Source organism: Xanthomonas graminis pv. graminis, from assembly GCF_030168915.1.
GTDB classification, from domain to species: Bacteria; Pseudomonadota; Gammaproteobacteria; order Xanthomonadales; family Xanthomonadaceae; genus Xanthomonas_A; species Xanthomonas_A translucens.
In genome coordinates, this window is the sequence record NZ_CP076255.1 from 1,288,085 (window position 1) to 1,312,198 (window position 24,114).

General features: G+C 64.7%; 12 protein-coding genes and 3 pseudogenes. 12 read left to right on the top strand and 3 right to left on the bottom strand.

What is annotated here, in order from left to right:
* Positions 1–84: 84 nt before the first annotated feature.
* The 9 genes and pseudogenes from KHF85_RS20705 to KHF85_RS05680 all read left to right on the top strand — a co-directional run.
* Positions 85–3,801: pseudogene (locus tag KHF85_RS20705) on the top strand (Hpt domain-containing protein); the annotation flags it as partial.
* 651 nt (positions 3,802–4,452) lie between these two features.
* Positions 4,453–7,329: pseudogene (locus KHF85_RS20710) on the top strand (response regulator); the annotation flags it as partial.
* Positions 7,289–8,674 carry a chemotaxis protein CheB gene (locus tag KHF85_RS05650; protein WP_284568836.1) on the top strand — a complete coding sequence of 462 codons (1,386 nt, stop codon included), beginning with the start codon at positions 7,289–7,291 and terminating at the stop codon, positions 8,672–8,674. The pseudogene KHF85_RS20710 and the gene KHF85_RS05650, both read left to right, overlap by 41 nt.
* A gap of 44 nt (positions 8,675–8,718) precedes the next feature.
* Positions 8,719–9,198, top strand: coding sequence for a chemotaxis protein CheW (locus KHF85_RS05655; protein WP_284568837.1), 480 nt, complete (start codon positions 8,719–8,721; stop codon positions 9,196–9,198).
* 277 nt (positions 9,199–9,475) lie between these two features.
* Entirely contained in the window at positions 9,476–10,117 is a 642-nt protein-coding gene (locus KHF85_RS05660; protein ID WP_284568838.1) for a hypothetical protein, read from the top strand.
* 915 nt (positions 10,118–11,032) lie between these two features.
* Complete coding sequence (locus KHF85_RS05665) at positions 11,033–13,813, top strand: RHS repeat domain-containing protein (protein WP_284569478.1); 2,781 nt, start codon at positions 11,033–11,035, stop codon at positions 13,811–13,813.
* A gap of 3 nt (positions 13,814–13,816) precedes the next feature.
* Positions 13,817–14,350 (top strand): hypothetical protein, encoded by a 534-nt coding sequence (locus tag KHF85_RS05670; RefSeq protein ID WP_284568839.1) that lies wholly within the window; start codon positions 13,817–13,819, stop codon positions 14,348–14,350.
* 142 nt (positions 14,351–14,492) lie between these two features.
* Complete coding sequence (locus KHF85_RS05675; protein ID WP_064538606.1) at positions 14,493–15,542, top strand: N(4)-(beta-N-acetylglucosaminyl)-L-asparaginase; 1,050 nt, start codon at positions 14,493–14,495, stop codon at positions 15,540–15,542.
* A gap of 14 nt (positions 15,543–15,556) precedes the next feature.
* Positions 15,557–16,279 (top strand): copper homeostasis protein CutC, encoded by a 723-nt coding sequence (locus KHF85_RS05680; protein WP_284569479.1) that lies wholly within the window; start codon positions 15,557–15,559, stop codon positions 16,277–16,279.
* 124 nt (positions 16,280–16,403) lie between these two features.
* Here KHF85_RS05680 and KHF85_RS20590 read toward each other — a convergent pair whose 3' ends face one another.
* The gene (locus KHF85_RS20590) at positions 16,404–16,601 is read right to left on the bottom strand and encodes a hypothetical protein (protein ID WP_409976662.1); all 198 of its coding nucleotides are present in this window, start codon (positions 16,599–16,601) and stop codon (positions 16,404–16,406) included.
* A 208-nt stretch (positions 16,602–16,809) separates the two neighbouring features.
* The gene (locus KHF85_RS05685) at positions 16,810–18,213 is read right to left on the bottom strand and encodes a leucine-rich repeat domain-containing protein (RefSeq protein ID WP_284568840.1); all 1,404 of its coding nucleotides are present in this window, start codon (positions 18,211–18,213) and stop codon (positions 16,810–16,812) included.
* Between the two features lie 1,091 nt (positions 18,214–19,304).
* On the opposite strand from KHF85_RS05685, the pseudogene KHF85_RS05690 reads away from it, so the two are divergent.
* Positions 19,305–19,494, top strand: a pseudogene (locus KHF85_RS05690) (IS5/IS1182 family transposase); the annotation flags it as partial.
* 72 nt (positions 19,495–19,566) lie between these two features.
* Here KHF85_RS05690 and KHF85_RS05695 read toward each other — a convergent pair.
* On the bottom strand, positions 19,567–20,661 hold the full coding sequence (locus tag KHF85_RS05695; protein ID WP_284568841.1) for a sialidase family protein: 1,095 nt from the start codon (positions 20,659–20,661) through the stop codon (positions 19,567–19,569).
* Positions 20,662–20,896: 235 nt separating this feature from the next.
* Between KHF85_RS05695 and KHF85_RS05700 the strand changes: the two genes are divergently transcribed.
* Both KHF85_RS05700 and KHF85_RS05705 read left to right on the top strand, forming a co-directional pair.
* Complete coding sequence (locus KHF85_RS05700) at positions 20,897–21,154, top strand: hypothetical protein (protein ID WP_284568842.1); 258 nt, start codon at positions 20,897–20,899, stop codon at positions 21,152–21,154.
* Positions 21,155–21,672: 518 nt separating this feature from the next.
* The gene (locus tag KHF85_RS05705; RefSeq protein ID WP_284568843.1) at positions 21,673–24,063 is read left to right on the top strand and encodes a penicillin acylase family protein; all 2,391 of its coding nucleotides are present in this window, start codon (positions 21,673–21,675) and stop codon (positions 24,061–24,063) included.
* Positions 24,064–24,114: the final 51 nt, after the last annotated feature.

Below are 24,114 nucleotides of genomic sequence, written 5' to 3' on the forward strand. Positions count from 1 at the left end.
GCACATGACGTACCGTGAAAACTCCCTGCACACCGCCGCCACGCTGGCGCGGCACGGTGCGCGGCCGTCCGCGGAGACGCGGCGATGAGCGCGCTGCGCGATGCGATGAGCCATGCCGCGCTGGGCTGGGTCAAGCCGGAGCTGGACGAGACCCTGCGCCAGGTGCGCGGGGAGATCGAATCCTTCGTCGAGGACCCGGCCGACACCAGCCGCATGCGCTTCTGCGCCGGTTACCTGCACCAGGTGCAGGGCACCTTGCGCATGGTCGAGCTGTACGCCCCGGCGATGGTCGCCGAGGAACTGGAACTGCTGGCCATCGCCGTGCAGAACGCTCAGGTGCCCGATCGCGACGAAGCCTGCGCCACGCTGATGCGCGGCACCGTGCTGTTGCCCGACTACCTGGAACGCCTGCAGGATGGCCACCGCGACATCCCCATCGTGCTGCTGCCGCTGCTCAACGAGATCCGCGCCTCGCGCGGCGAGCCCGGCCTGAGCGAAGGCGCGCTGTTCGCACTGTCGCCCGACGCCAGCGCCGCCACCGAGGCCGAGCTGGACCATGCCCGCGGCAGCCTCAGCGGCCGCAACCGCGAACTGCTCGACACCGTCGGCACCGCGATCAAGGAAGAACTGCTGCGGGTCAAGGACGCGCTCGACCTGCACCTGCGCACCGGCGGCGACGTCGCCGCGCTGCAGACCCAGGTGGACGAACTGGGCAGCGTCGCCGACACCCTCGGGGTGATGGGCCTGGGCGTGGCCCGCGGCGTGGTGGTGCAGCAGCGCGATGCGCTGCGCAGCATCGTCGACGGCGAGCGCCAGGCCGACGAGGGTCTGTTGCTGGATATCGCCGGCGCGCTGCTGTACGTGGACGCCTCGCTCGACGATCAGGTCGCCTATCTCGGCGCCAGCGCCGGCATCCACGACGATGCCAGCGCCGCCGAGGCGCGGCGCACGGTGGAAGTGCTGGCGCACGAGGCGATCGCCAATTTCGCCGCCGCGCGCGAGCATTTCGTCGCCTTCATCGAGACCAATTGGGAACACGAGCGCCTGAGCGAGGTGCCGCGCCTGCTCGGCGAGGTCGCCGGTGCACTGCGCATGCTGGAACTGCCGCAGCCGGCCGATTACCTGGAAGGCGTGCGCCGCTACGTCGCCACCGAATTGATCGGCAAGCGCCGCGTGCCCAGCGGGCGCCAGCTCGACACCCTGGCCGATGCGATGGCCAGCCTGGAGTACTACCTGGAAGCGCTGCGCGAGCGCCGCCCGGGCCGCGAGGAAATCCTCGACATCACCCGCACCAGCCTGGAAACGCTGCGTTACTGGCCGCTGCCCAGCGCTGTGCCGGCGCCGCAGGGCGCGGTGCCGAACGGTGGCGCCGCCGCGGCTTTGCTCGACGAGCCGGGTGCTGCGTCTGCCGACGGCGTCGCCGCCGCACCGAGCGCGGTGGTCGCGCCGCCGCTGGCACCCTCCTGGGATCTGGCGCCGGTCGCGGACGCGCTGATCGCTGCCCGCATGCCGCCGCCGCTGCCGGGCGAGACCCCGCAGGCGCCGCAGTGGACGTTGCACGAAGACACCGACGGCGTCGCGAACGCCGAGGCTGCCGAGCGCATCGATGCCGACGCCGACGCCGCCGAGCCGTCCGCCGCGACAGTCAGCGCTGCCGGCAACGAGGCTGCGTCCGTCGTCGTGTCGTCGCCGATCAGTTTCGATCCCGTCGCCGCCGAACAGGAAGAATGGTCGGCCGCCGCCGAGCCGCTGCAGATCACGACCGACACCCTGGCGCTGGAAGGCGATGCGTTCCGGACCAGGCCCGCCGCTGTCGCGCCCGACCAGACCGACGCGCCGGCCGCTGCCGCGCCCGCGCCCGGCGAAGCGGCGCCGGCCAACTACGGTTTCGACCCGGTGGCCGCCGAATATGCCGAACGCGACGCCGCTGCCGGGCACGACGACCCGGCCCCGGTCATCGTCGACGCCCCGGCCGCCGCGCCCACCAACAACGCCCACGACGAGGTGCTGGTGATGGAACTGGAGGATGCGCCGGCCTTCGCCGATACCGCGTCCGACGAGGTCCACAGCATCGTCTGGAACGATACGCCGGCGACCCTGGCCGACGACGACAGCGACGACGACTTCGCCGCCGAACCCAACACGCCCACCATCGACCTCTCGTCCAGCGATACCGTGTTCGTGGCCGAGCCCGAGGCCGATCGCGGCCACGCGCCGCACGCGCCTGCCGGCGAGGCGGGGCATGCCGACACCGATGCAGGCGCCGAACACAGTCCGTTCGTCGACCTGACCTGGCCGCAGCCGACTCCGGCGCCGGAAGCGCGGGTGCCCGGCGTGCACCAGGCCAGCATCCAGCCGATCGCGCTGGATCCCGCCTCGGCGGCGTTCCTCGCCGAACTCGATGCCGCCGCCAGCCAATTCGATGTCGCCGCCGCGCGTGCCATGGCCGACGCACCCAGCGCAACCGATGCCGGCGACGACCATGCGGCAGCCGCCCCCGATGCCGGCGAAGACGTCGAAGTGCCTGCGCCCGTCGTCGCCATCGATGGCGGCTTCGTCGACGACGGCGGCGACATCGACGCCGACATCCGCGAGGTGTTTCTCGAGGAATTCGACGAGGAACTGGTCAACCTCGGGAACCTGCTGCCGGCGTGGCGCGCCGCGCCGAACCAGCTGGAAAGCCTGCGCCCGATCCGCCGCGTGTTCCACACCTTGAAGGGTAGCGGCCGCCTGGTCGGCGCACGCGTGCTCGGCGAGTTCAGCTGGAAGATCGAGGGCATGCTCAATCGCGTGCTCGACGGCACCCGCGCGGCCAGCCCGGCGGTGGTGACCATGGTCGAACTGGCCTACGAGGTGTTGCCGCAGCTCAACGCCGCGCTGCGCGGGCATGGCGTCATCCGCGCCGACCTGGACGCGATCCAGGCGGTCGCCGACCGCGTCGCCGCCGGCGAGGACGCCTACTATTTCGCCGCCGCACCCGCCGTTGCCGGGGCCGCGCCGCGCGCCGGCACGCCGGCGTCGGTGGACAGCGTGCTGCGCGAGATCCTCGAAGCCGAGGTCGGTACCCACCTGGAGACCGTCCGCGACTGGCTGCAGCATGCGCCGCAGCCGGCCACCGAGGCGCTGCTGCGCGCGGTGCACACCATGAGCGGTGCGTTCGCGATGACCGACGTGCCGGAAATCACCGACGTCACCGGCCCGGCGGAGAGCTACGTCAAACGCCTGCTGGCCGCTGCCGTGGTGCCCGGCGCCGACGGCGTGCGCGCGCTCGACGATGCCGCGCAGGCGATCGCCGCCACCATCGAGGAACTGCAGGCACCGTCGCCGGTGATCCCGCCGTTCACCGCGCTGGCGCAGCGCCTGCAGGCGCTGGTCGCCACGCTGCCGGACGTGCAGTGGTCCGCGCTCGCGCACGACGAAGACGAAGAAGACGAGGCACCGCAGGCGCACGCCGATGCGGCGCTGGACCCGCAGTTGCTGCAGGCGGTCGAACTCACCGCAGCCGACGACCTGTCGGCGTACCTGGGCGACGCCAGGCATCTCGACGCGGCCGGCGCGGATGTCGAGCATGCCGACGCGGCGCATGTTGCCGAGAACGCCGCTGCCGACCCATCCGCGGCGCAGGCGAGCGATGCGCCGGAACCGCCGCCGCTAGCAGACGACGCCCACATGCCGGTGCCGAGCGACGCCGCTGCCGACGCCGCCGCCGCGGCGATGCCTGCGCTGGACGGCAGCGCTGCGGCGTTCGACGCCGAACACGCCAGCGCCGACGCCAACGTCGCGCAGGGCGATGATGAGGCAGAACACGCGAGCGCGCCCATTGCGCCGCCGGCCGATAGCGACAGCGCGTCCGCCGCGATCGACGCCGACACGCAGGCACTGCTGGCCCAGGACGGCAAGCGCGACGAATTGACCGTCGATGCGCCGCTGGCCGATGAAGGTGCGCCCGCCGACAGCGAACTGCCGCCGCCAGCGGAAGAGCTGCTCGCAGCGCAGCAGCAGGATGCGACCGCCGTCGATGGCGCGACGCACGGCGAACCGCATCATCAGGACGGCGACCAGGAAGCATCGCAGCGGGACGCGCACGACCAGGACAAGCACACCGAAAGCGGCCACGCCGAGAGCGAGCACGCCGGGAGCGGGCACGACCAGCAGCACGAACACGACCAGCACGACCACGACCAGGGGCGCGATTCGCACGGCTATGCATTCAACGCCGAGCCGGTGCCGCCGTCCACGCAGTGGCACGGCAGCGAGCCGGTCTCGGCGAATGACGATGCCGAACCGCTGCCCGTGGCGGACGACGCGGCGGCGCATGCCGACACCGCCCCGCACGCGCACGACGACGCGGAGGCCGCAGCGCAATCGCAGCACGATGCCGTTGACCACGACGTCGCTGCCCACGCCGCGCAGACCGACATCGAAACGCATCCGGCCGACGCCGCAGCAGTCGAAGCGATCGAAGCGCACGATCACGTGCCGACGCCGCACGCCGAAGACGGCATGCCTGCCGAACCCGAACCTGCCGATGCCGATGCGGACGCAGCGCTCGGCGCAACAGCTGACCTCGAACAGACGCATTCGGCCGACACGGCCGATGCGCCAGAGCACCACGCCGGGCACGAGGGCGATGCCGGTTCCGATCCGGCACCGGTCGAAGCGCCGTCTGCCCATGCGACGCCCGCCGACGAAACGCAAGCCAGCGACATCGCCGACGTCACCCCGGACAACGCCGAACATCCGAGCGACTTCGTGCACCCTGCGGACTCGGATGCCGAGCATCCCGCACACGCGCAAACCGACGCGCCAGCCGACACCACGAGCGGCGACGCGCAGCATGCGCCCGCCGATGCCGATGCCGATGCCGCCGACGACGCGCCGTCGTTCGCCGAATCCGCCCCGCACGACACCGCGGCCGACGCCATCGCGCTGGCCGCCGTCGATCTCGGCCCGCTGGACTTCGCCGACCTCGACCGCGAGCTGGTCGATATCTTCGTCGAGGAAGGCAAGGACCTGCTCGACCATTGCGACCGTCTGGTCGCCGAACTGCGCGCGGCGCCGCAGGACCGCGACGCGCTCGCCGGCCTGCAGCGCGACCTGCACACGCTGAAGGGCGGCGCGCGCATGGCCGGGGTCAATCCGATCGGCGACCTCGGCCACGGCATCGAATCGCTGCTGGAGGCGGTGGCCGCCAACCGCACCGAACTCGATCGCCGCGACGTGCAATTGCTCGAACGCGGCTTCGACCGCCTGCACCAGTTGCTCACCCTCACTGGCAACCACCGTGCGGTGGCGATGCCGGCCGACCTGATCGGCCGTTTCGACGCGCGCACGCATGGCCGCAGCCTGCCGCTGGAGGCAGGCACCGCCGCCGCGACGCAGGCCGATGCCGACGGCGCGGCGACGCTCCAGGCCGCCGTCGCTGCGGAGTCGATCCCCACGGCCGCGCCGGCGCCGCTGTCGGCACCGCTGCCGGTGGATGGCACGCTCGACGAGGAGTCGATGATCGCGCGGCCGATGCAGGAACAGGTGCGCGTGCGCGCCGACCTGCTGGACCGCCTGGTCAACCACGCCGGCGAAGTGGCGATCTACCGCTCGCGCCTGGAACAGCAGCTTGGCGCGTTCCGTGGCGCGATGTCCGAACTGGACCGCACCAACGCGCGACTGCGCGACCAGCTGCGGCGCCTGGACCTGGAAACCGAAGCGCAGATCGTCGCCCGCTACCAGCGCGAACAGGACCAGACCCAGCAGAACTTCGATCCGCTGGAACTGGACCGCTTCTCCACGCTGCAGCAGCTCAGCCGCGCGCTGAACGAATCGGCGGCCGACCTGGGCGGCCTGCAAGGCGTGCTCGACGACCTGGCACGCCAGTACGACGGCCTGCTGCAGCAGCAGTCGCGGGTCAGCTCGGAACTGCAGGACGGCCTCATGCGCGCGCGCATGGTGCCGTTCGACGGGCTGGTGCCGCGGCTGCGCCGCGTGGTGCGCCAGGCCGCCAGCGAAACCGGCAAGCAGGTGCACCTGACCCTGGAAGGCACCCACGGCGAACTCGACCGCAACGTCCTCGACCGGATGATCGCGCCGCTGGAACACATGCTGCGCAACTCGGTCGCGCACGGGCTGGAAACGCCCGAGCAGCGCCGCGCCGCCGGCAAGCCGGAGGAGGGCAGCATCGCCATCCGCCTGCGCCGCGAAGGCTCGGAAATCGTGCTGGAAGTGGCCGACGACGGCGCCGGCCTCAACCGCGACGCGATCCGCCACCGTGCCGAACAGCGCGGCTTGATTGCGAGCGGCGCCGCGCTGTCCGAGGAAGAACTGGATTCGCTGATCTTCGCTCCCGGCTTCAGCACCTACGACCAGGTCAGCCAGCTGGCCGGCCGCGGCGTGGGCATGGACGTGGTGCGCAACGAAGTGCGCCAGCTCGGCGGCTCGGTGGACATCCACTCGGTGTGGGGCCAGGGCGTCACCTTCACCCTGCGCCTGCCGCAGACGCTGGCGGTGACCCAGGCGGTGTTCGTGCAGATCGGCGAGACCACCTTCGCCGTGCCGGTGGCCTCGGTCAGCGGCATCGGCCGCATCAGCCGCGAGCGCTTCGACGCGGCCGACGGCGGCTACCACTACAGCGGCGAGCAATTCGCGCTGCACGACCTCGGCTCGCTGGTCGGCCAGGCGCCGGCACGGGCCGAAGGGCAGATACAGGTGCCGCTGCTGCTGGTGCGCGCCGGCGACCTGCGCGCCGCAGTGGCGATCGACCAGGTGCTCGGCAACCGCGAAATCGTGGTCAAGCCGGTCGGCCTGCAGATCGCCTCGGTACCCGGCATCTACGGCGCCACCATCACCGGCGATGGCCGCGTGGTGGTGATCCTGGACATCGCCCCGCTGGTGCGCCGCTACCTGGCGCAACCGGCGCGGCCGGTGGTGGAAGCGGCGCCGACCGAACAGCGGCGCGCGCCGCTGGTGATGGTGGTCGACGATTCGCTGACCATGCGCAAGGTCACCAGCCGCGTGCTGGAACGCCACAACTTCGACGTGATCGTCGCCCGCGACGGCATCGAGGCGCTGGAGCGCCTCGACGAGCGCGTTCCCGACCTGATGCTGCTGGATATCGAGATGCCGCGCATGGATGGCTACGAACTGGCGACCGCGATGCGCGCCGACCCGCGCTACAGAGCGGTGCCGATCGTGATGATCACCTCGCGCAGCGGCGAAAAGCACCGCCAGCGCGCCTTCGAGATCGGCGTGCAGCGCTACCTGGGCAAGCCTTACCAAGAGCTGGATCTGATGCGCAATGTGTACGACCTGCTGGGGATCGCCCGTGTTCGCGAATGACGGCACCGCCAGCGGGACCGCGGTCGCGTTGCTGGCCCGCGCCGGCCAGGCGCGCGAGCGCCTGCGCGAGGCGCTGAACCAGGTCGGCGCTTCGATCGTGCTGGAGGACGACCCCGGCGCGATCGATGCGCAGACCCTGGCCGACGCCGCACCCGACGCGGTGCTGATCGCGCTGGAACCGGCGATCGAGGACGCGTTGGAGCGGCTGGATGCGGCGCTGGATCTGCCCGGCCTCACCGTGATCTTCGACGAAGCCGAACTGGCCGCGCGCCGCGAGGGCTGGGAAGCGCAGCGCTGGGCGCGGCACCTGGCGGCCAAGCTGCAAGGCCACCAGGACGTGCTGCCGCCGGGGCGCGAAACCGACACCGGCCTGCAGCCCGAACCCGGCTTGCCGGCGACCCCGGCGCAACTGCACGCCGGCGCGCCGATCGGCTTCCATGTCGAGGAAGCGGCCAGCTTCGCCACCACCGTACCCGGCGACAGCTTCTACGCCTGGCAGCCGCCGGCCGATGTCGCACCCGGGTTCGAGGATCTGCAGTTCGCAAGCGCCGAAGCTGCCGCCGCTGGCGAGGCCGCGGCCATGCCGACGCTGGCCATGCCGGCGCAGGCGCCGGCCGCCAGCGCGGCGCCGGCCAGCACGCCGCCGCCGTTGCCGGCCAGTGCCTGGTCGCTGGTGGACGACGACGCGCCGCTGCTTGTGCAGGCGCGCGCGCCGCTGAGCCAGATGCAGATTTCCACCGAAGGCCTGTCGCTGGTCGCGCTGGAGTCCGAGCAGGAGTCCGCCATCGATAACCCCGCCGCCGCTGCAGTCACGGTGGCGCAGGGCGCCGTGCTGGTCATGGCCGGCATCGGCGGTCCCGATGCCATCCGCCGCTTGCTCGCCGCCTTGCCGGCGGACTTCCCGCAGCCGCTGCTGGTGCAGTTGCGCCTGGACGGCGGCCGCTACGGCAACCTGGTCAAACAGATCGCGCGCGTGTCCGCGCTGCCGGTGCTGCTGGCCGAAGCCGGCCAGACGGTCGACGTCGGCAACGTCTACATCCTGCCCGACGACGTCGGCGTGCGCAGCGGCGACACCGCCGGCCTGCGTTTCGTCGCCCAGCAGGCCGGTGCCTCGGTGGTCGGCGGCTTGCCGGCCGCGCACAGCGCCGTGCTGCTGCTCAGCGGCAGCGACCCGCACCAGGTCGAGGACGTGCTGGCCCTGGCCGCGCAAGGCGCCTGGGTCGCCGGCCAGACCGGCGACGGCTGCTACGACCCGGCCGCCGCCGCACAGCTGATCGGCCGCGGCCATCCCGGCGGCGACCCCGTGCAGCTGGCGCAGGCCCTGTCCGCGCGATGGGGCGGCTGAGCCGTCGCCCGCGCGTTTTCTCCGGTTCCAGGACGACGTAATCCATGAACAGCTACGCCAGCAACGACGCAATCCGCGGAGTCCTGATCCAGGCCGGCAGCGAGCGCGCGCTGCTGCCCAACGCCACCGTCGCCGAAGTGATGTCGCGCGTCCCGGTCGAACCGCTGCCCGACGCCCCACACTGGCTACTCGGCCAGATCGCCTGGTACGGCTGGAACGTGCCGCTGCTCTCGTTCGCCCGCCTGACTGGCCTGGGCAGCGAAACCGTGGCTTCCAACAACAAGATCGTCGTGCTGAAGGCGCTGGGCGGCAACCCCGACTTGCCGTACTTCGCCTTGATCACCCAATCCTTCCCGCAGCTTATTTCGGTTCCACGCGACGGTTTGCTTGCCGACGCTTCCGAGGAAACGTTGCCTGCTGGCGTGCATATGCGCGTGTTGCTGGGCGAGCAGAGTGCGTTGTTGCCGGATATGGAGGCGATCGAGGGGATGATTGGGGAGCGGTTTGCGGCTGTGGCTTATTAGTACCACTTTGAAGTGGGATGCTGTGATTCGAGTAGTGGTTGCAAAATTTGAGTGATGAGTGCGTCGAGAACGGTATGATTATGTGGGGTGCGGATATTAATTGAGTGAGCTTTGGGGGATAAAATATAATATAGATTTTCTTGAATTTTACATATCAGGGGTCGATTTATGAAGATGGGGGGGTAGGTCCATATTTTTTGCTCCGATCTATGTTTTTTTGCTTTTGGCGAATTCAACAGCCGTCGCTGCTGACCCAACATGGATCAGTGTGCCAGCTATGACTAAGTACAGTATCCAGGTCAATGATGCTGATTTCCCAAATAGTTTTCCGGCATTGATTGATGGGGATGAGGCATGTGAACTTGCGATAGGGCCATTCCAAGGGAAGGGTGGAATGGAATTTACTAATATTCATTATGTCAATGATAAATATCCGGGTTGTCATCACACGGTTGTTTATGTGGGGCCTAATGCTGGTGGAGCCCCTATAGGTTCGACAGCTGAGGATTATGGCGAAAATTGGGTCATTCAAGTCCCCGCCTGTCCATCCGGGTATAGTTTGATAAGGAGCTATGATCCAGAGCAGTGGCGTTGCGGTCGTTGGTCGACTATCGTGGACGCCGCCAAGCCAGCGCAATGTGCTGTTTCTCGCGTGGAAGTGGGGAATCCAATTTCATGCTCTGGTGGAAATAAAATCGAGCGACGATCGGATCCCATTTTTGCGGGATTTTCGCTTGATCAAACATTTTCGTCCGTCAACCGCTCTGGGTCAATGCCATTTGGTAAGAACTGGAGCAGCGTTCTGAGTGCGGAAGTGCTCGGCAATAAAGAGCGTGGAGGAGCAGTTTTTGCCTTTCTTCCTAATGGAAGTGTGGTGCCCTTCGTCAAGGCGGAAGACGGAACATGGGCGAGCCAGTAGTCCGATCTCGCTATGTATCAACTATCAGAGGTTGCTGCTGAAAATGGTAGTTTTGCGGGGTGGCGACTGAAATTTGGAAGAGAAGTAGAAGTTTTCGATTCCAAGGGGCATCTAATAGCTGTTGAGCAAGACGGAATGTTATATGTGTCCATAATCCGTGATTCTGTTGGACAGCCCATAAGCTTGGTGAGTCCAAACGGAAGGGTGGCGACCCTGCACTATGAGCACTACATGAGGGTCGATCAGATCGACTTGCCAGATGGAGGCATAATTGCATATAGCTATGACGAGCAAGATCGTCTAGTGAATGTGAACGCAAATGGATTAGCTACGTCATACCGCTATGCGACCACCGGTGATGCGAATTATACGCAACTCGTGGAAAAGGTTGATGGAAGCGGACGTGTGCAATCGACTTTTTCCTATGATGAAGCTAGCCGAGCAACGGCGACTGAGAACGCATTAGGTATAAATCGATATGATGTTACGTACGCCGATGCTGGAAATCATGTTGCAGTTAAAACTCCCTTGGGATCTGTAAAGGATTTTTACTTCGATGTCTATAACAACGGTAGGCGGCTGAGCAAAATAACTGAGGCTTGTAATGGCTGTAGCGTGCAAACTGTGCTCTATAAATACGACGAAAAAGGTATGTTGGCGAGTGCCAGTAGAGATGGATTAATTACAAATTATCTGAGAGATTTAAAGGGGAGAGTTGTTGAGAAATCCGAGACTGTAGGTGGAGAGCAGCTGCGTGTCACGAAAACAGTTTGGGATGACGTTTTGTCATTGCCAATTTTGATGTCCTCCTACGGAAAGTCTGGCGTAAAAATCAGCGCGCGCTCATTTGAGTACAATAGTCGTGGACAGTTGCTGACGGTCAAGAGTGCAGACTCGGTTGGCGTATTGCGCATGATGGAAATGAGCTATTGCGAGGCCGCGGATATCACTGCTGAATCATGTCCGCTACTGGGCTTGGTAAAGGAGGTGAATGGTCCACGCGCTGATGTGAATGACATTACCTTATACACATATCGCATAGACGATGATGTTGCATGTGTGTCCTCTTCGATAATATGCTCGCATCGCAAGGGCGACCTCTGGAAAGTCACCAACGCCCTGGGCCAAGTGACCGAATACCTGTCCTACGACGGCGCCGGCCGCGTGCGGTCGATCAAGGACGCCAACGGCACCATCACTGACTACACCTACCACCCGCGTGGCTGGCTCACGGCCAGCAAGGTCCGCGGCGCCGATGACACCAGCGAGAGCGACGATCGCATCACCTCGATTGACTACTGGCCAACCGGTCTGGTCAAGCAAGTGACGCAGCCGGACGGCGCCTTCACCGCCTTCACCTACGACGCAGCGCACCGCCTGACCGATATCGCCGACAACGCCGGCAACACGCTGCACTACACGCTGGACAACGCCGGCAACCGGGTCAAGGAAGACACCAAGGACGCCTCGGGCACGCTCAAGCGCACGCTGTCGCGGGTCTACAACCAGCTCGGCCAACTCGCCACGCAGGCCACCGCCAGCGGCGACCCGACCGACTTCGGCTACGACGCCAACGGCAACACCACGGCGGTCACCAATGCGCTGGGGCACAAGACCCAGAACGACTACGACCCGCTCAACCGCCTGGCGCGCACGCTGCAGGACGTGGGCGGCATCGCGGCCGAGACCAAGTTCGGCTACGACGCGCTCGACAACCTGACCAAGGTCACCGACCCCAAGGGCCTGGACACCACCTACGCCTACAACGGCCTGGGCGACCTGACCAAGCTCACCAGCCCGGACACCGGCGTCACCACATACACCTACGACAGCGCCGGCAACCGCGCCACGCAGATCGATGCGCGCAACATCAAGACCACCTACAGCTACGACGCCCTCAACCGGCTGACCAAGCTGGCCTATTCGACCACCAGCCTCAACGTCAGCTACACCTACGACGTCAGCCAGGCCACGTGCGCCAGCGGCGAGACCTACGCCATCGGCCGCCTGGCCCGGATGCAGGACGGCAGCGGCAGCACCGACTACTGCTACGACCGCTTCGGCGACCTGGTGCGCAAGGTCCAGACCACCAACGGCAAGGTGTTCGTGCTGCGCTACGCGTACACCAAGGCGGGCCAGCTCAGCCGGCTGACCTATCCAGATGGTGCCGCCGTGGATTACGTGCGCAATGCCCAAGGCCAGACCACGGAAGTGGGCGTGACGCCGGCCGGCGGCACACGCCAGGTGCTGTTGAACAACACGACCTACTACCCGTTCGGGCCGGTGGCGAGCTGGTCCTACGGCAACGGCCGCCCGATGCAGCGCGTGCTGGACCAGGACTACCGCCCACTGGCGATCAACGACACCCGCAGCGATGGCCTGAGCACCGGTTTCGCGTTCGATCCGGCCGGCAACCTCAGCGCCCTGACCGCGGCAGGCAACACGGCTCCGGTGGTCAGTCTGGACTACGACGCGCTGGGCCGATTGACCGCGTTCAAGGACGGCCCGACCGGCACGGTGATTGACGGCTACAGCTACGACGCCACCGGCAACCGGCTCAGCGCCAAGGTCAACACCGTCACGCAGCGCTACACCTACCCAACCACCAACCACCGCCTGAGCGCGGTGGCCGGCACCGCCCGCACCTACGACGCGATCGGCAACACGCTGTCCATCGGCGGCACCGCACAGGAGTTCGCCTACGATGCCACAGGCCGGATGAGCCAGGTCAAGCGCGCCGGTACGGTCGTGATGAAGTACGGCTACAACGGTCGCGGCGAGCAGGTGCGGCGGGTGGACAAGACCAACACCTACACGCTGTACGACGAGAGCGGCCACTGGTTGGGCAACTACGACGCCAACGGCGCGTCGCTGCAGCAGGCGATCTGGCTGGACGACCTGCCGGTCGGCGTGCTGGCCAAGAACAGCGTTCGCTACGTGCAGCCGGACCACCTGGGCACCCCGCGCGCGGTGATCGACCCAACCCGCGACGTGGCGATCTGGAAATGGGACCTGAAGGGCGAAGCCTTCGGCAATACCTCACCGGACCAAGACCCGGACAAGGACGGCACCGCGTTCGTGTTCGACATGCGCTTCCCGGGGCAGCGCTACGATGCGGCAACGGGGTTCAACCAGAACTATTTCCGAGATTACGACCCTGGCACCGGGCGGTATGGGCAGACCGACCCAATAGGGTTGCGAGCCGGTCCCAGTATCTATGCGTATACAAATGCTGATCCTACGACCTCAATTGATCCATATGGACTTCAGGTTAGAGCTCCGAGTTCACATACATGGAGGCAAAATTCAGGGGGCTATTCAAACATCAAGTCGGATGTCCCATATACTCCGCCCGGGGTAAATATCCCGTTGGGCTTTTCAGTGCATGACACCATTTCAAGTTATTGGGAGTCTGCTGCAATAAGTTTAGTTCCGTGGGACTATACGATGTATTGCATTGATGTGTGGTGCATGCGTAGAAAGTCAGAGGGCCAGTGTTCTATATCTGATGAATGGGAAAGAGAGGGGCAGATTGGTGGTTATCAAACTCTCATAAATGTTATGCGTCGAGGATGCCAGTGTAGGAAGGCGCTGTTTGGAGATCAGTTGCCAAAGACTGGGCCTGATCAAGCGGAATTTATGGATGCGTTGGAGATCGCAGCTAGGTTGCGAGAACTTCAGATGATGAGGAGGTAATGTATGAAATTTTTTATTATTGTTTTATCTTTTTTGGGCCTTACTGCTTGCAGCGCTAGTGCTGGATCCTCGGGGTCGCTTGGGTATATTGTCCCTGGCTGTGAACAGGTAGGGGCTTCTGATGAAATAAAAAAATGGCCAGTCTCTGAATATTTGTTTGAATCATCTAAGGCTAAGCAGGTTTGTGCGAAGCCTATTTCTTCTGGCTTGAAAATTGACGCTCCACTTCGCATTGTCCCTTACAAAAATGGATTGATTGATATTGAGTTCGAGTGCAGCCATCAGGATTCAATGAAATTTTTTAAAAAAAATGCAGGCAAGGAAGTAATTTTTGTTGCGGGTAATGAAGCTGTTGTAAAAGCTAGGGTTCCTGAAAATCCTACTGATGGCCGATGTGCCTTGTTGGGGCAGACAGACCTTAAGGAGTCTGTCTCGATTTGTGAGGCGTTCGCACATTCGCTAAATAAGGATAAGGGGAAGTGTGTGGAGCTTTGCTCTCAATCTGATTCAGATTGGGCATGTGTTGTACACAACTAAAATGTGCTTATGGCATTGGGTGATGCGATAGATCTCCAATCAAGGGGCATGCCTTCAATCCCACACCGCTCTGCCGCATGATACAAGGCTAGCCGCGCGCAACTTCGCCCGGCACCCATCCTTCCGCGCCGGAGCCCCACCCATGCACGAACGCCGCCATTTCCTCAAAACCGCCGCCTTCGGCGCCCTTGCCACCGGCCTGGCCGCGGCGTTGCCGCGCGCCCGGGCCGCGGCCAGCAACGGGGTTGCGCCGCTGCCGCGCGGTGCGGCGCGGGTGATCTCGACCTGGGATTTCGGGGTCGCGGCCAACCGGGCGGCGTGGCAGGTGCTGGCGCGCGGTGGCGCCGCGCTGGATGCGGTGGAGGCCGGGGTGCGGGTGCCGGAGGCCGATCCGAACAATCCCACCGTCGGGCTGGGCGGCTATCCCGATCGCGATGGGCGGGTCACGCTCGATGCCTGCATCATGGATCACACCGGCGGCTGCGGGTCGGTCGCGGCGCTGGAGGACATCGTGCATGCGATCTCGGTGGCGCGGCGGGTGATGGAGAAGACGCCGCACGTGATGCTGGTCGGTGACGGCGCGCTGCAGTTCGCGTTGGCGCAGGGCTTCGAGCGCACCAAGTTGCTGACGCCGTCGTCGGAAAAGGCGTGGAAGGCGTGGCTGAAGACGTCCAAGTATGCGCCGGAGGCGAACATCGAGAACCGCGCCTACCAGCAGGGCACGCTGCCCGGGGGGAAGGACAACCACGACACCATCGGCATGCTGGCGTTGGACGCGCACGGCAATCTGTCCGGGGCCTGCACCACCAGCGGCATGGCGTGGAAGATGCACGGGCGGGTGGGCGACAGTCCGATCATCGGCGCCGGTCTTTACGTGGACAACGAGGTCGGCGGGGCGACCTCCACCGGCGTCGGCGAGGAGGTGATCCGCAATGTCGGCAGTTTCGCGGTGGTGGAGATGATGCGCCAGGGCAAGAGCCCGGCCGAGGCCTGCCGCGAGGTGGTGATGCGCATCGTGCGACGCAAGCCGCAGTTGACCCGCGACCTGCAGGTCGGCTTTCTGGCCATGAACAGGCGCGGCGAGGTCGGTGCGTTCGCGATCCAGCCCGGTTTCAGTTACGCGGTCTGCGACGCGCAGCGGCAGGATCTGTTGCTGCCGGGGCAGAGCCATTTCGCGACGTCGGCCGCATGAGCCGGGTGGTGCCGATGGGGCTGGAAGTGGCCGCCGATTCGATCGGTTCGGCGCTGGCGGCGCAGGCCGGCGGGGCGATGCGGGTGGAACTGTGCGGCGGCCTGGACGGCGGCGGGCTGACCCCGTCGTTCGGCACGCTGGCGGTGCTGCGCGATCGCCTGACCATTCCGCTGTACGTGCTGATCCGCCCGCGCGTGGGCGATTTCGTGTTCGACGCCGCGGAGGTGGAGGCGATGCGGCGCGACGTGGAGCAGTGCGTACGGCTGGGCTGCGACGGGGTGGTGCTGGGCGCGCTGGATCCGGCCGGGGAAGTGGATATGGCGACGATGCGGGTGCTGATCGCGGCGGCCGGCGGCTTGGGCGTGACCTTCCATCGGGCGATCGATGTCAGTGCCGATCCGTCGCGGGCGCTGGAGGATGCGATCGCGCTTGGGTGCGAGCGGGTGCTGACCTCGGGTGCGCGGGCGACCGCACTGGACGGCATCGGCACCATCGCCGCGCTGCTGCACCAGGCCGACGGGCGCATCGGCGTGATGCCGGGGGCCGGTGTGTCCGAGCAGAATGTGCGTGCCTTGCGGGTGGGGACCGGGGCGCGTGAGTTCCATGCCTCGGCGCGCAGTCCGGTCGTCGCGCAGGTGCATACCCGGCATGCGTACATTCGCGATCTGGGCGGCGATTATCAGCGCACCGACGTTGCGCGCGTGCGCCGCATCGTGGCGGCGTTGCAGGAACCGTAGCGGCCCGGCGCCGGGCCGCGAGGTGGGCGCCGGCAAATCGCTCCGAGGCCATGCCCGACATCAGGCACCGTGCAGGACCGCCATGGCCGGTCCTCGGAACAGCGCCCGCGTCGCGGGCGCTGATCTAGTCCCGTGCCTGCTGTGGATCGGCATGCGCGTCCGTTTGCGTTTGCTTGGGGAGATGAAGGTCCAACTCTGGGAAGCGGTCACGAGCCCCCGGGTCGGCGGCGACGATTCTCTCGCGTGATCGCCACATGCTCACGGCTTTGTAGAGGTTGTCAGCGTTTACGGTGGTACGACTTTCTTGATCATATGTCTTCATGGTTTTTTATGAAAAATTCGTCTTGTCTTTTGAATGGCTTCTGTATTTCTTTATCGCCGCTTTCCTAAGCATCCGCTTGATGGCGGGGATTTCGCCTAGCGTCATTCGTTCGCCTGTGGTTTCGGATTTCTGACCGATGGGGGGTTTGTCTCTATGAATGGGTTCTTGTCGTCCTCGATTAGCCCACATGCAGCGTGTGCATGGGCGTTCATTCTTCCTTTAGTTTGTTTATGGCCTGTTGGCCGAGGTCTTGTGGCCGACTTGGGCCAGCAGCGCTCGTCGAAGAGGATGCGGCATAGTGTGCCCTCGGCCTTGCTGGGCGTGTCACTTGTGGTCGCAACGCGGCGAGCCGAGCCTTGAGATGGTCCGGGACCGAGATGGTGCAATCACCGCGCAGTTGGCTGATTGATTCAGGAAGCGTGTGCAGATTGTTGCAACCGCGCAGGTCGAGTTCCTTCAGTTCCTGAAGCTGCCCCAGGTTTGGTGGAAGCGCACGCAACTGCGCGCAGTTCGCCAACTTGAGCTTTTTCAGGCCCCGCAACTCGCAAACTGTCGATTGCGGTTCCTGGATATTGGTCCCTTCCAGATTCAGTTCCTGCAATTTTTTCAGGTTGTTTATCTCATCAGGAAGGCCCGTTAAAGGCGATCCTCCGAGATCCAGTCGCTCAAGTTGATACATGTGCGTCACACAGTCGGGAAAGCGCCTCACGCCGCTCCGGCGCAAGCTCAGATTTTTGAGTCCGGTCAATCCGTTCAATCCACGGTAATCGAGGGTTATCAACGAGGCGGGGAGCCTTTCGAGCCGCTTGCATCCCACGATTTCGAGGGATTGCAGTTGGCTAAGATCGCGAAGCGACTCAGGCAGCTCCGTCACTGGGTTGTTGATGATGTTCAGTTCTTGAAGGTCGCGCATTACTCCAATCGATTCCGGTAGCGATTGGAGTCCAGCGGCGTTGATGTCGATCTTCTTCAGGTGGGTGAAATGGGATAAATCGGTGGGAAAATACGGAAACCCACTGGATTCGATTTTCAATGAATGAATGTGTGGCTTGGCCGCTGTTTTGAGTGCGTTTGCCGTAGCCTGCAGAGACTCGAGTGGGTCCTTTGCAATACCCTGAATATTTCTGTTGGCATCTTCCCAATCTTGCCGCCATGAGGTGGAATGTTCCAGGCACCTACGTACCCATTGCTCCAGCTGTAAATGCAGTAAGCGGTTTGCCACCGGATGCGAAGAATCGCCAGCGTTGACATGGAGTCGCCCGCGTTCGATGTCTCTCAGGCTCGGCTGGGAGGGCGCGGCAGCGGACGCAGAGTCCACCACCTCGGGTGGGAGGCGCACCATTCGGTTCCTGTCGATATGGGCCGTCATCCTGGTCAGCGCTCTACCCTGACCTGGCGCGGCCGAGGACCAAGCGCCGGAGTGCGGCTGGCTCTGCTGCCGGTTCGGCGCATGCGCGGATAGGCCCGCGTTTTGCATCGCTGCGGCTGCCCCAGGATAGGAGGCCGCTTCGGCAGGGGGCGCCGGCGCGCGGCTCGGCGTAGCCGATCCGCGGGTATCGGCACTGCTGCCTTCTCTGTCCGAGCGCGCGCTGTTGCGATTGATGGGGTGCATGGGCGGTTCTCCCTGAGCGCAATTGCACGATCATCCGATATCGGCGCGGTGTTTTCACGCGTTACGACGAATTGCTCGTGCCGTAGGCGAAATGTCTGTTTGCCGACAGGTGCGTGCGGCGTCATACCGTGGCGATATGCAGCGCAGGGCGGGCGTGTTCGCGCCACGCCGGATCCAGCCCAGGCGCCGGATGCAACGGGCCCGATCGCAAGCAGGACACCTGATCAAGCGATATGCACGGCAGTGCTGACACTGTGGATGCTTCAGTGGCGATGTGCGGCCTGGTAGGCGCAGTTCGCCGGGTACGCATCAACGTCGCTTATCTGATCCCCAATTGCACGATCCCGTAACGATGTGCTTTCAACCGAATTGCCGGTCTGCGCGATCGAGACCGAGGTGGAACCAGTCCCCGGCTCCAACATGATTGCGAATGTGACGAAGATGAAGGCGTCCCTTGGACGCTCTCACACCGGCCCCATTCAACATGCTCAAAAGATTGCTCAGGAGCCTTCGTCGGCCGGCCCTTCAGCGTCTCATTGCCACGCGCGGTTTCAGCAGGGTTTACCTCCAGCACCAGCGCGGCGGCGCACGACGCAAGCTGTAGCAGGCGCATCCACGCCAGCACGCGGATCGGGCGCCAGCCTGTTCAGCCCAGGACCGTCCTCGCCGTTACGCGCGCCGTTTCGGTTCCTGCAGATGCCCTCCCGCCCTCGTGCAGCGAACGCATTGCGTCCTCTGTCCATGCGCGTCTCAGAGGGGCAATTCACGCCGGAGGCAGTACGCCGCCTGAAAACTGCGTCGCCGCAGGGCGGATCTGCGATCAGCAGACTGGACAAGCGTGACGGAAGGAGCAACCCCCAATCGGCCGCGGACGACCTCCCTGCGATGATGGAAGATCCGCACCGTTTCGATGACTTCTAGACAGATGAACGGGTCGCGTAAATCAAGCAAGGCCAAGCAACATTCGCGCGCTATTCGGTACAGTGAACACATCCCTTCCATTGGCGCCTGGCAGGCTGCTGAAGAACCGCATCCTCGCTAGCGTTGGGCGGCGAGGACGCGTCCATTCGCCGCGCGGAAGCGCTGCGTTCATGGAGCAGTTGTTCGCTGAAGCGGCTTGAGGATGTCGTGCCGGCCGATCATCCGCTGCGTCCGATTCGGCTGATGGTCAATGAAGCGTTGGTCCTGTCGGACGGACTGTTCGTCGGTATTGGTGCCTCCAGCGCCAAGGGCCGCCGCCGCCGCGTTGCACCGGAGAAGTTGCTGCGGGCGATGCGGTTGTGGCGGCCTGCATGGTCGAGGCGAACCGTTTGCTCGTCTAGCGTGGCGTGCAGCGCCAGCCGGTCGCGGCATTCAGTGCGCCGCAGGCGTGGTCGCGCCGCGGCCAAGCCGCGCCGGGTTCAGCACCACGTGTTTGATGCGGGTGCGCTTCCAGGTGTAGCTGATGTGCACCAGCCCGTCGCGGGTCTGGATCACCGCCGGATAGGAGAACTCGTCCTTGGCGCTGTCTTCCAGGGTCAGCACGCGGGTCCAGTGGCTCCCATCTTCGGACAGGGCCACCGCCAGGGTGCCGCGGCCGTCCCACCAGTCCTTGCCGGCTTCGGTGGGGTTGTAGACCAGCAGCGAGCGGCCGTCGGCCAGCACTACGGCGTCGGTGCCGGAGTTGGGGTTGGCCAGGTCGAGCAAGGTCATCGGTCCCCAGCTGCGGCCGTGGTCGTGCGACCAGGTGCTGAACACGTGGTTCTGCTGGCTGCGGCCGATCGCCTGCACGCGGCCGTCCGTGTGCACCAGTACGCTTGGCTGGATCGCGCCGATCCGCGCCGGGTCGTTCAATGCCGGGCCGCGGGTCCAGTGCGCGCCGTTGTCGTCGGACCAGTCCATGTGCGCGACCCAGCCGGCGTCCTCGCTGCTGCTGGGGCTGAGGATGCGGCCGTCGGCCAGTTGTACCGGCTTGTTCTTGATCGGGCCGAGGATGCCGTCGGGCAGGCGCTCGGGCGCGGACCAGTGCGCGCCGCCATCGCGGGAGGTGATCTGCATGCCCCACCAATGCTTCGGGTCCGGGCCGACCTTGTAGAACAGCCGCAAGGGTCCCTTTGCCGGCTGGAACAGCACCGGATTCCAGGCCGGCAACGGCGCGCCCTGCGGCTGCTTGCCGTCGGCCACGCGTTGCGCCGGTTGCCAGCCGTGCGCGCTGCGGCGCGCGACCCAGATGCCGACGTCGTCGGCGCCCTCGTGGCGCCCGCCGAACCAGGCGGCGAGCAGCCCGTCGCGGGTTTCCAGGAGGGTCGAGGCATGGCATTGCGCGGTCGGCGCGTCGGCGTTGACGAATTCGCTGTAGACGATCGGCGACGGCAAGCCTGCCGCCGGCATGGCCGGCGCAGGTGCCGGTGCGGCGATTGCGCGCACAGCGAACAGCGACAGCAGGGGGAGCAGCGAGGGGCGCATCATGGTGGTCCGGTCCTGTGCTGGTTTGGAAGATACCTTTTTATTATCAATTAAATACCACATGCTGGCCATGTCGGCAGCACTCCCTGTCTGCATCGCGAATGGGGCGACGGCACCCCCAGTCCCAAGGTGTTCGATCCGGACCAGGTGGAATCCGGGTAGCGGACGCGCGCCTCCAGTGCCGCGATCGCCAACTGCCTGATCGGGTCGCCAAAAAACATCGCGACGCTTTCTCGCTGTGCCGACTGCCGAGAGCGAGTGCTCGCTGAAGAACAGCCCATGGCTGGGCGGCAAGGGCGAGCTGGTGAAGAAGGTCAGCGAGGCGGCGTGCAAGGAGGGCCTGGGCATCTACCTGTCGCCCTGGGACCGCCACGCACTCAGGAACGCCGACCTCGAGGTCTACGACAAATGCTACGCCGCGCAGCTGGGAATCTGCCTCGCACTAAGAGCATCTGGCAAAACGATGGGAAATCGCCATGTGCAGAAGACCCGGTAGGCCGCGGCCGGCAGTGCCAGATGGATGTCGAGCGGGCATTCGAACTGGGTCCGCCGTGTACCCATGCAGGCAAACCGGACATGCATGCGCTCAACCACCCGGCGGTGTCGACCCAGGCGATCGTTGCATTCGACTTCCTTGTGGGCGATGCGGGGGGCTCATCGCTTCAGGTAGTCCCGGTGCCACGCGCCAGCGGCATGCCGGTCACGCGATCGGCACCATCCGTCATGCGGCTGCCTTCGCCCAGCTTCCGCGGCAGATCCTCCCGCGATGCCGGTGCGCAGCACAGACACGATGTCGCTGAGCGCTTTGGTTGTCTACGTGTGGCCTGCCGCCCTTGGGCTAGGATGGCACTTCGCGTGCTTGTGGCAACGCTGCAATGGCATGCACCGACGGTGCGGAAATCCCGGACATTTGAGCAATGATTCGCTTCACGCGTCTGCTTTTCGCCTAATTTGATTTCGCCATGAGTGACACGCTCAGGTATTGCACAGCACAGGATGTTCCAAGTGATCTCGATGACAACGCGTTTGCTGCTTGGCCTCACCATGAGCGTGTTCATTCACTCTCATGCGATCGCTGCCCAGGCCAGCAATGTCAGGCTGACCGTCGCTGGTTTGCAACAGCCGGCACAGATCCGGGTGGACCACTGGGGCGTTGCACACATCTATGCCGAGAGCGATGACGATGTCTTCTTTGTGCAAGGCTTCAATGTGGCGCGCGACAGAGTGTTCCAGCTCGATTTACTGCATCGCAAAGGACTGGGACATCTGGCCGAGGCGTTTGGCCCGTCGTACGTAGAACAGGATCGCGCCTCGCGCTTGTTCCTTTACCGCGGCAGCATGCGCGAGGAATGGGCCCGCTACGGACCGACGGCGCAACGCAATGTCACCCGTTTCGTTGCGGGCATCAACGCCTACATCGCTTGGCTGGGGAGCAACCCAGGCGCGCTTCCTTATGAATTCCGCACCTTCGGCTATCGACCGGAGTCCTGGTCGCCGGACGACGTCGTGCGTATCCGCAGCACGGGGCTGAACCGAAACGTCAAGAGCGAAGTCGCTCGCGCCAAGGTGGCGTGCAAGGCATCGCTGGGTGTGGATGCACTGCGCCTGCAATTGAAACCTGCGTGGACCACGGTCGTGCCGGACGGCCTGGATCCGTGCCTGCCGGACGACGTGTTGAAGGTCTACGAGCTGGCGACGCAGAGCCCGAAGCTCACCCCCGGCCAGCCGTTGGCCAATGCCACGTCCGCGCCGCTGGCGCCTGGCGAGGAAGCACTTGCCGAGGGCAGCAACAACTGGGTGATCGCGCCAAAAAAATCGGCCACTGGTCACGCGGTGCTGGCCGATGACCCGCACCGCGCGTATACCGTGCCCAGCCTGCGCTATTTCGTGCATCTCAATAGCCCTGGCCTGAACATCATCGGCGCCGGCGAGCCTGCGGCTCCGGGCGTGGCAATCGGCCATAACGCTCAGATCGCGTTCGGGCTCACCATCTTCAATATCGACCAGGAAGATCTTTACGTCTATCGTCTCAACCCGAACGACGCATCACAGTATTGGTACCACGGTGCTTGGGAGCCGATGACCACGCAGCGCGAAAAGATCGCTGTGCGCGGCGGCGATGCGCAGGCGGTGACGTTGCAGTTCACCCGGCATGGTCCGGTCATCTACATCGATGCAGGTACCCACACGGCCTATGCGGTACGCTCGGTCTGGAATCGGCCCGGCACCGCCCCCTACATGGGTTCGCTGAACTATCAGTCCGCCACGTCGTATGCGCAGTTCAAGACCGCACTCGCCCACTGGGGGGCGCCATCGGTGAACCAGGTGTACGCAGACACAAGTGGGAATATCGGTTGGGTTACGGCTGGCATGACCCCAAGGCGCGATAACTGGGACGGCCTGATGCCGGTACCGGGGGATGGTCGCTACGAATGGCACGGGTTTTGGAATGGCGATGTCCTGCCTTCGTCGGAGAATCCACAGCAGGGCTTTATCACCACCTCCAATGACATGAATCTGCCGCCAGGCTATCCGGTGGCCGAGCGCAAGATCGGTTTTGAGTGGGCAAACGGCGCGCGCCACGCACGCATTACCCAGGTATTGGCGCAATTGCCGAAGGTGACGTTGGAGGATTCGCAAGCGCTGCAGAACGATCAGGTGTCATTGCCGGCACAGCGCTTGGTCGCGCTACTGGCGCCGTTGCAGTCGCAGGACGTCACCACGGCTGCGGCGCTTGCATTGCTCAAGCCATGGAATGGCAAGGTTGCGGCGACATCGCCCGCCGCCGCGCTCGAAGAAGTCTGGTTCAGTCGATATCTCGGCAATGCCTACAAGGCGTTGGTGCTCACGCCGACGCAGGCCGCCAGTTTTGGGGCGCCCGACACGGAAGTAGTGTTGAACGCGCTGGAACGTCCCGATTCCGCTTTCGGCCAAAACCCCATTGCTGCACGGGACCAACTGCTGCTGCAGACCTTGAAGGAAGCGTATGAGGCGCTTGCCGAACTGCAAGGGTCTGACAACAGCCAATGGCAATGGGGCAAGCTGCACGTCAACGCCATCGCCCATCCTCTGAGTGCGGCGGCTGGCGCCGACCGTGCTCTATTGGACATCGGCCCATTCGCCAAAGGCGGCAGTCCATACACGCCCAATCAGTCCAGTTACGACCCCAAGAATTTTCGCCAGACCATTGGACCCTCAGCACGATTGATCATCGACTTGGGCAATTGGGACAACTCGCGTGCGGTGAACTATCCAGGCCAGTCAGGCGACCCTGCTGGCCAGCATTACCGCGATCTTGCACCATTATGGTTGCAGGGCAGGTATTTCCCGCTGTTGTACACGCGTGCGGCGATCGACGCAGCGACCGAACAGGTCATCGATCTGGTGCCGGCTGGAACGCGCTGACAGGCCATCGGCCTGTGCGAAGCATCGGTGGATTTGCGAGCGACGCCTTGG

Coding starts and splice junctions, on each gene's coding strand:
- KHF85_RS05650 (WP_284568836.1), top strand. CDS start 7,289: ATGTGTACGACCTGCTGGGGATCGCCCGTGTTCGCGAATGACGGCACC.
- KHF85_RS05655 (WP_284568837.1), top strand. CDS start 8,719: ATGAACAGCTACGCCAGCAACGACGCAATCCGCGGAGTCCTGATCCAG.
- KHF85_RS05660 (WP_284568838.1), top strand. CDS start 9,476: ATGACTAAGTACAGTATCCAGGTCAATGATGCTGATTTCCCAAATAGT.
- KHF85_RS05665 (WP_284569478.1), top strand. CDS start 11,033: ATGGAAATGAGCTATTGCGAGGCCGCGGATATCACTGCTGAATCATGT.
- KHF85_RS05670 (WP_284568839.1), top strand. CDS start 13,817: ATGAAATTTTTTATTATTGTTTTATCTTTTTTGGGCCTTACTGCTTGC.
- KHF85_RS05675 (WP_064538606.1), top strand. CDS start 14,493: ATGCACGAACGCCGCCATTTCCTCAAAACCGCCGCCTTCGGCGCCCTT.
- KHF85_RS05680 (WP_284569479.1), top strand. CDS start 15,557: ATGGGGCTGGAAGTGGCCGCCGATTCGATCGGTTCGGCGCTGGCGGCG.
- KHF85_RS20590 (WP_409976662.1), bottom strand. CDS start 16,601: ATGAAGACATATGATCAAGAAAGTCGTACCACCGTAAACGCTGACAAC.
- KHF85_RS05685 (WP_284568840.1), bottom strand. CDS start 18,213: ATGCACCCCATCAATCGCAACAGCGCGCGCTCGGACAGAGAAGGCAGC.
- KHF85_RS05695 (WP_284568841.1), bottom strand. CDS start 20,661: ATGATGCGCCCCTCGCTGCTCCCCCTGCTGTCGCTGTTCGCTGTGCGC.
- KHF85_RS05705 (WP_284568843.1), top strand. CDS start 21,673: ATGACAACGCGTTTGCTGCTTGGCCTCACCATGAGCGTGTTCATTCAC.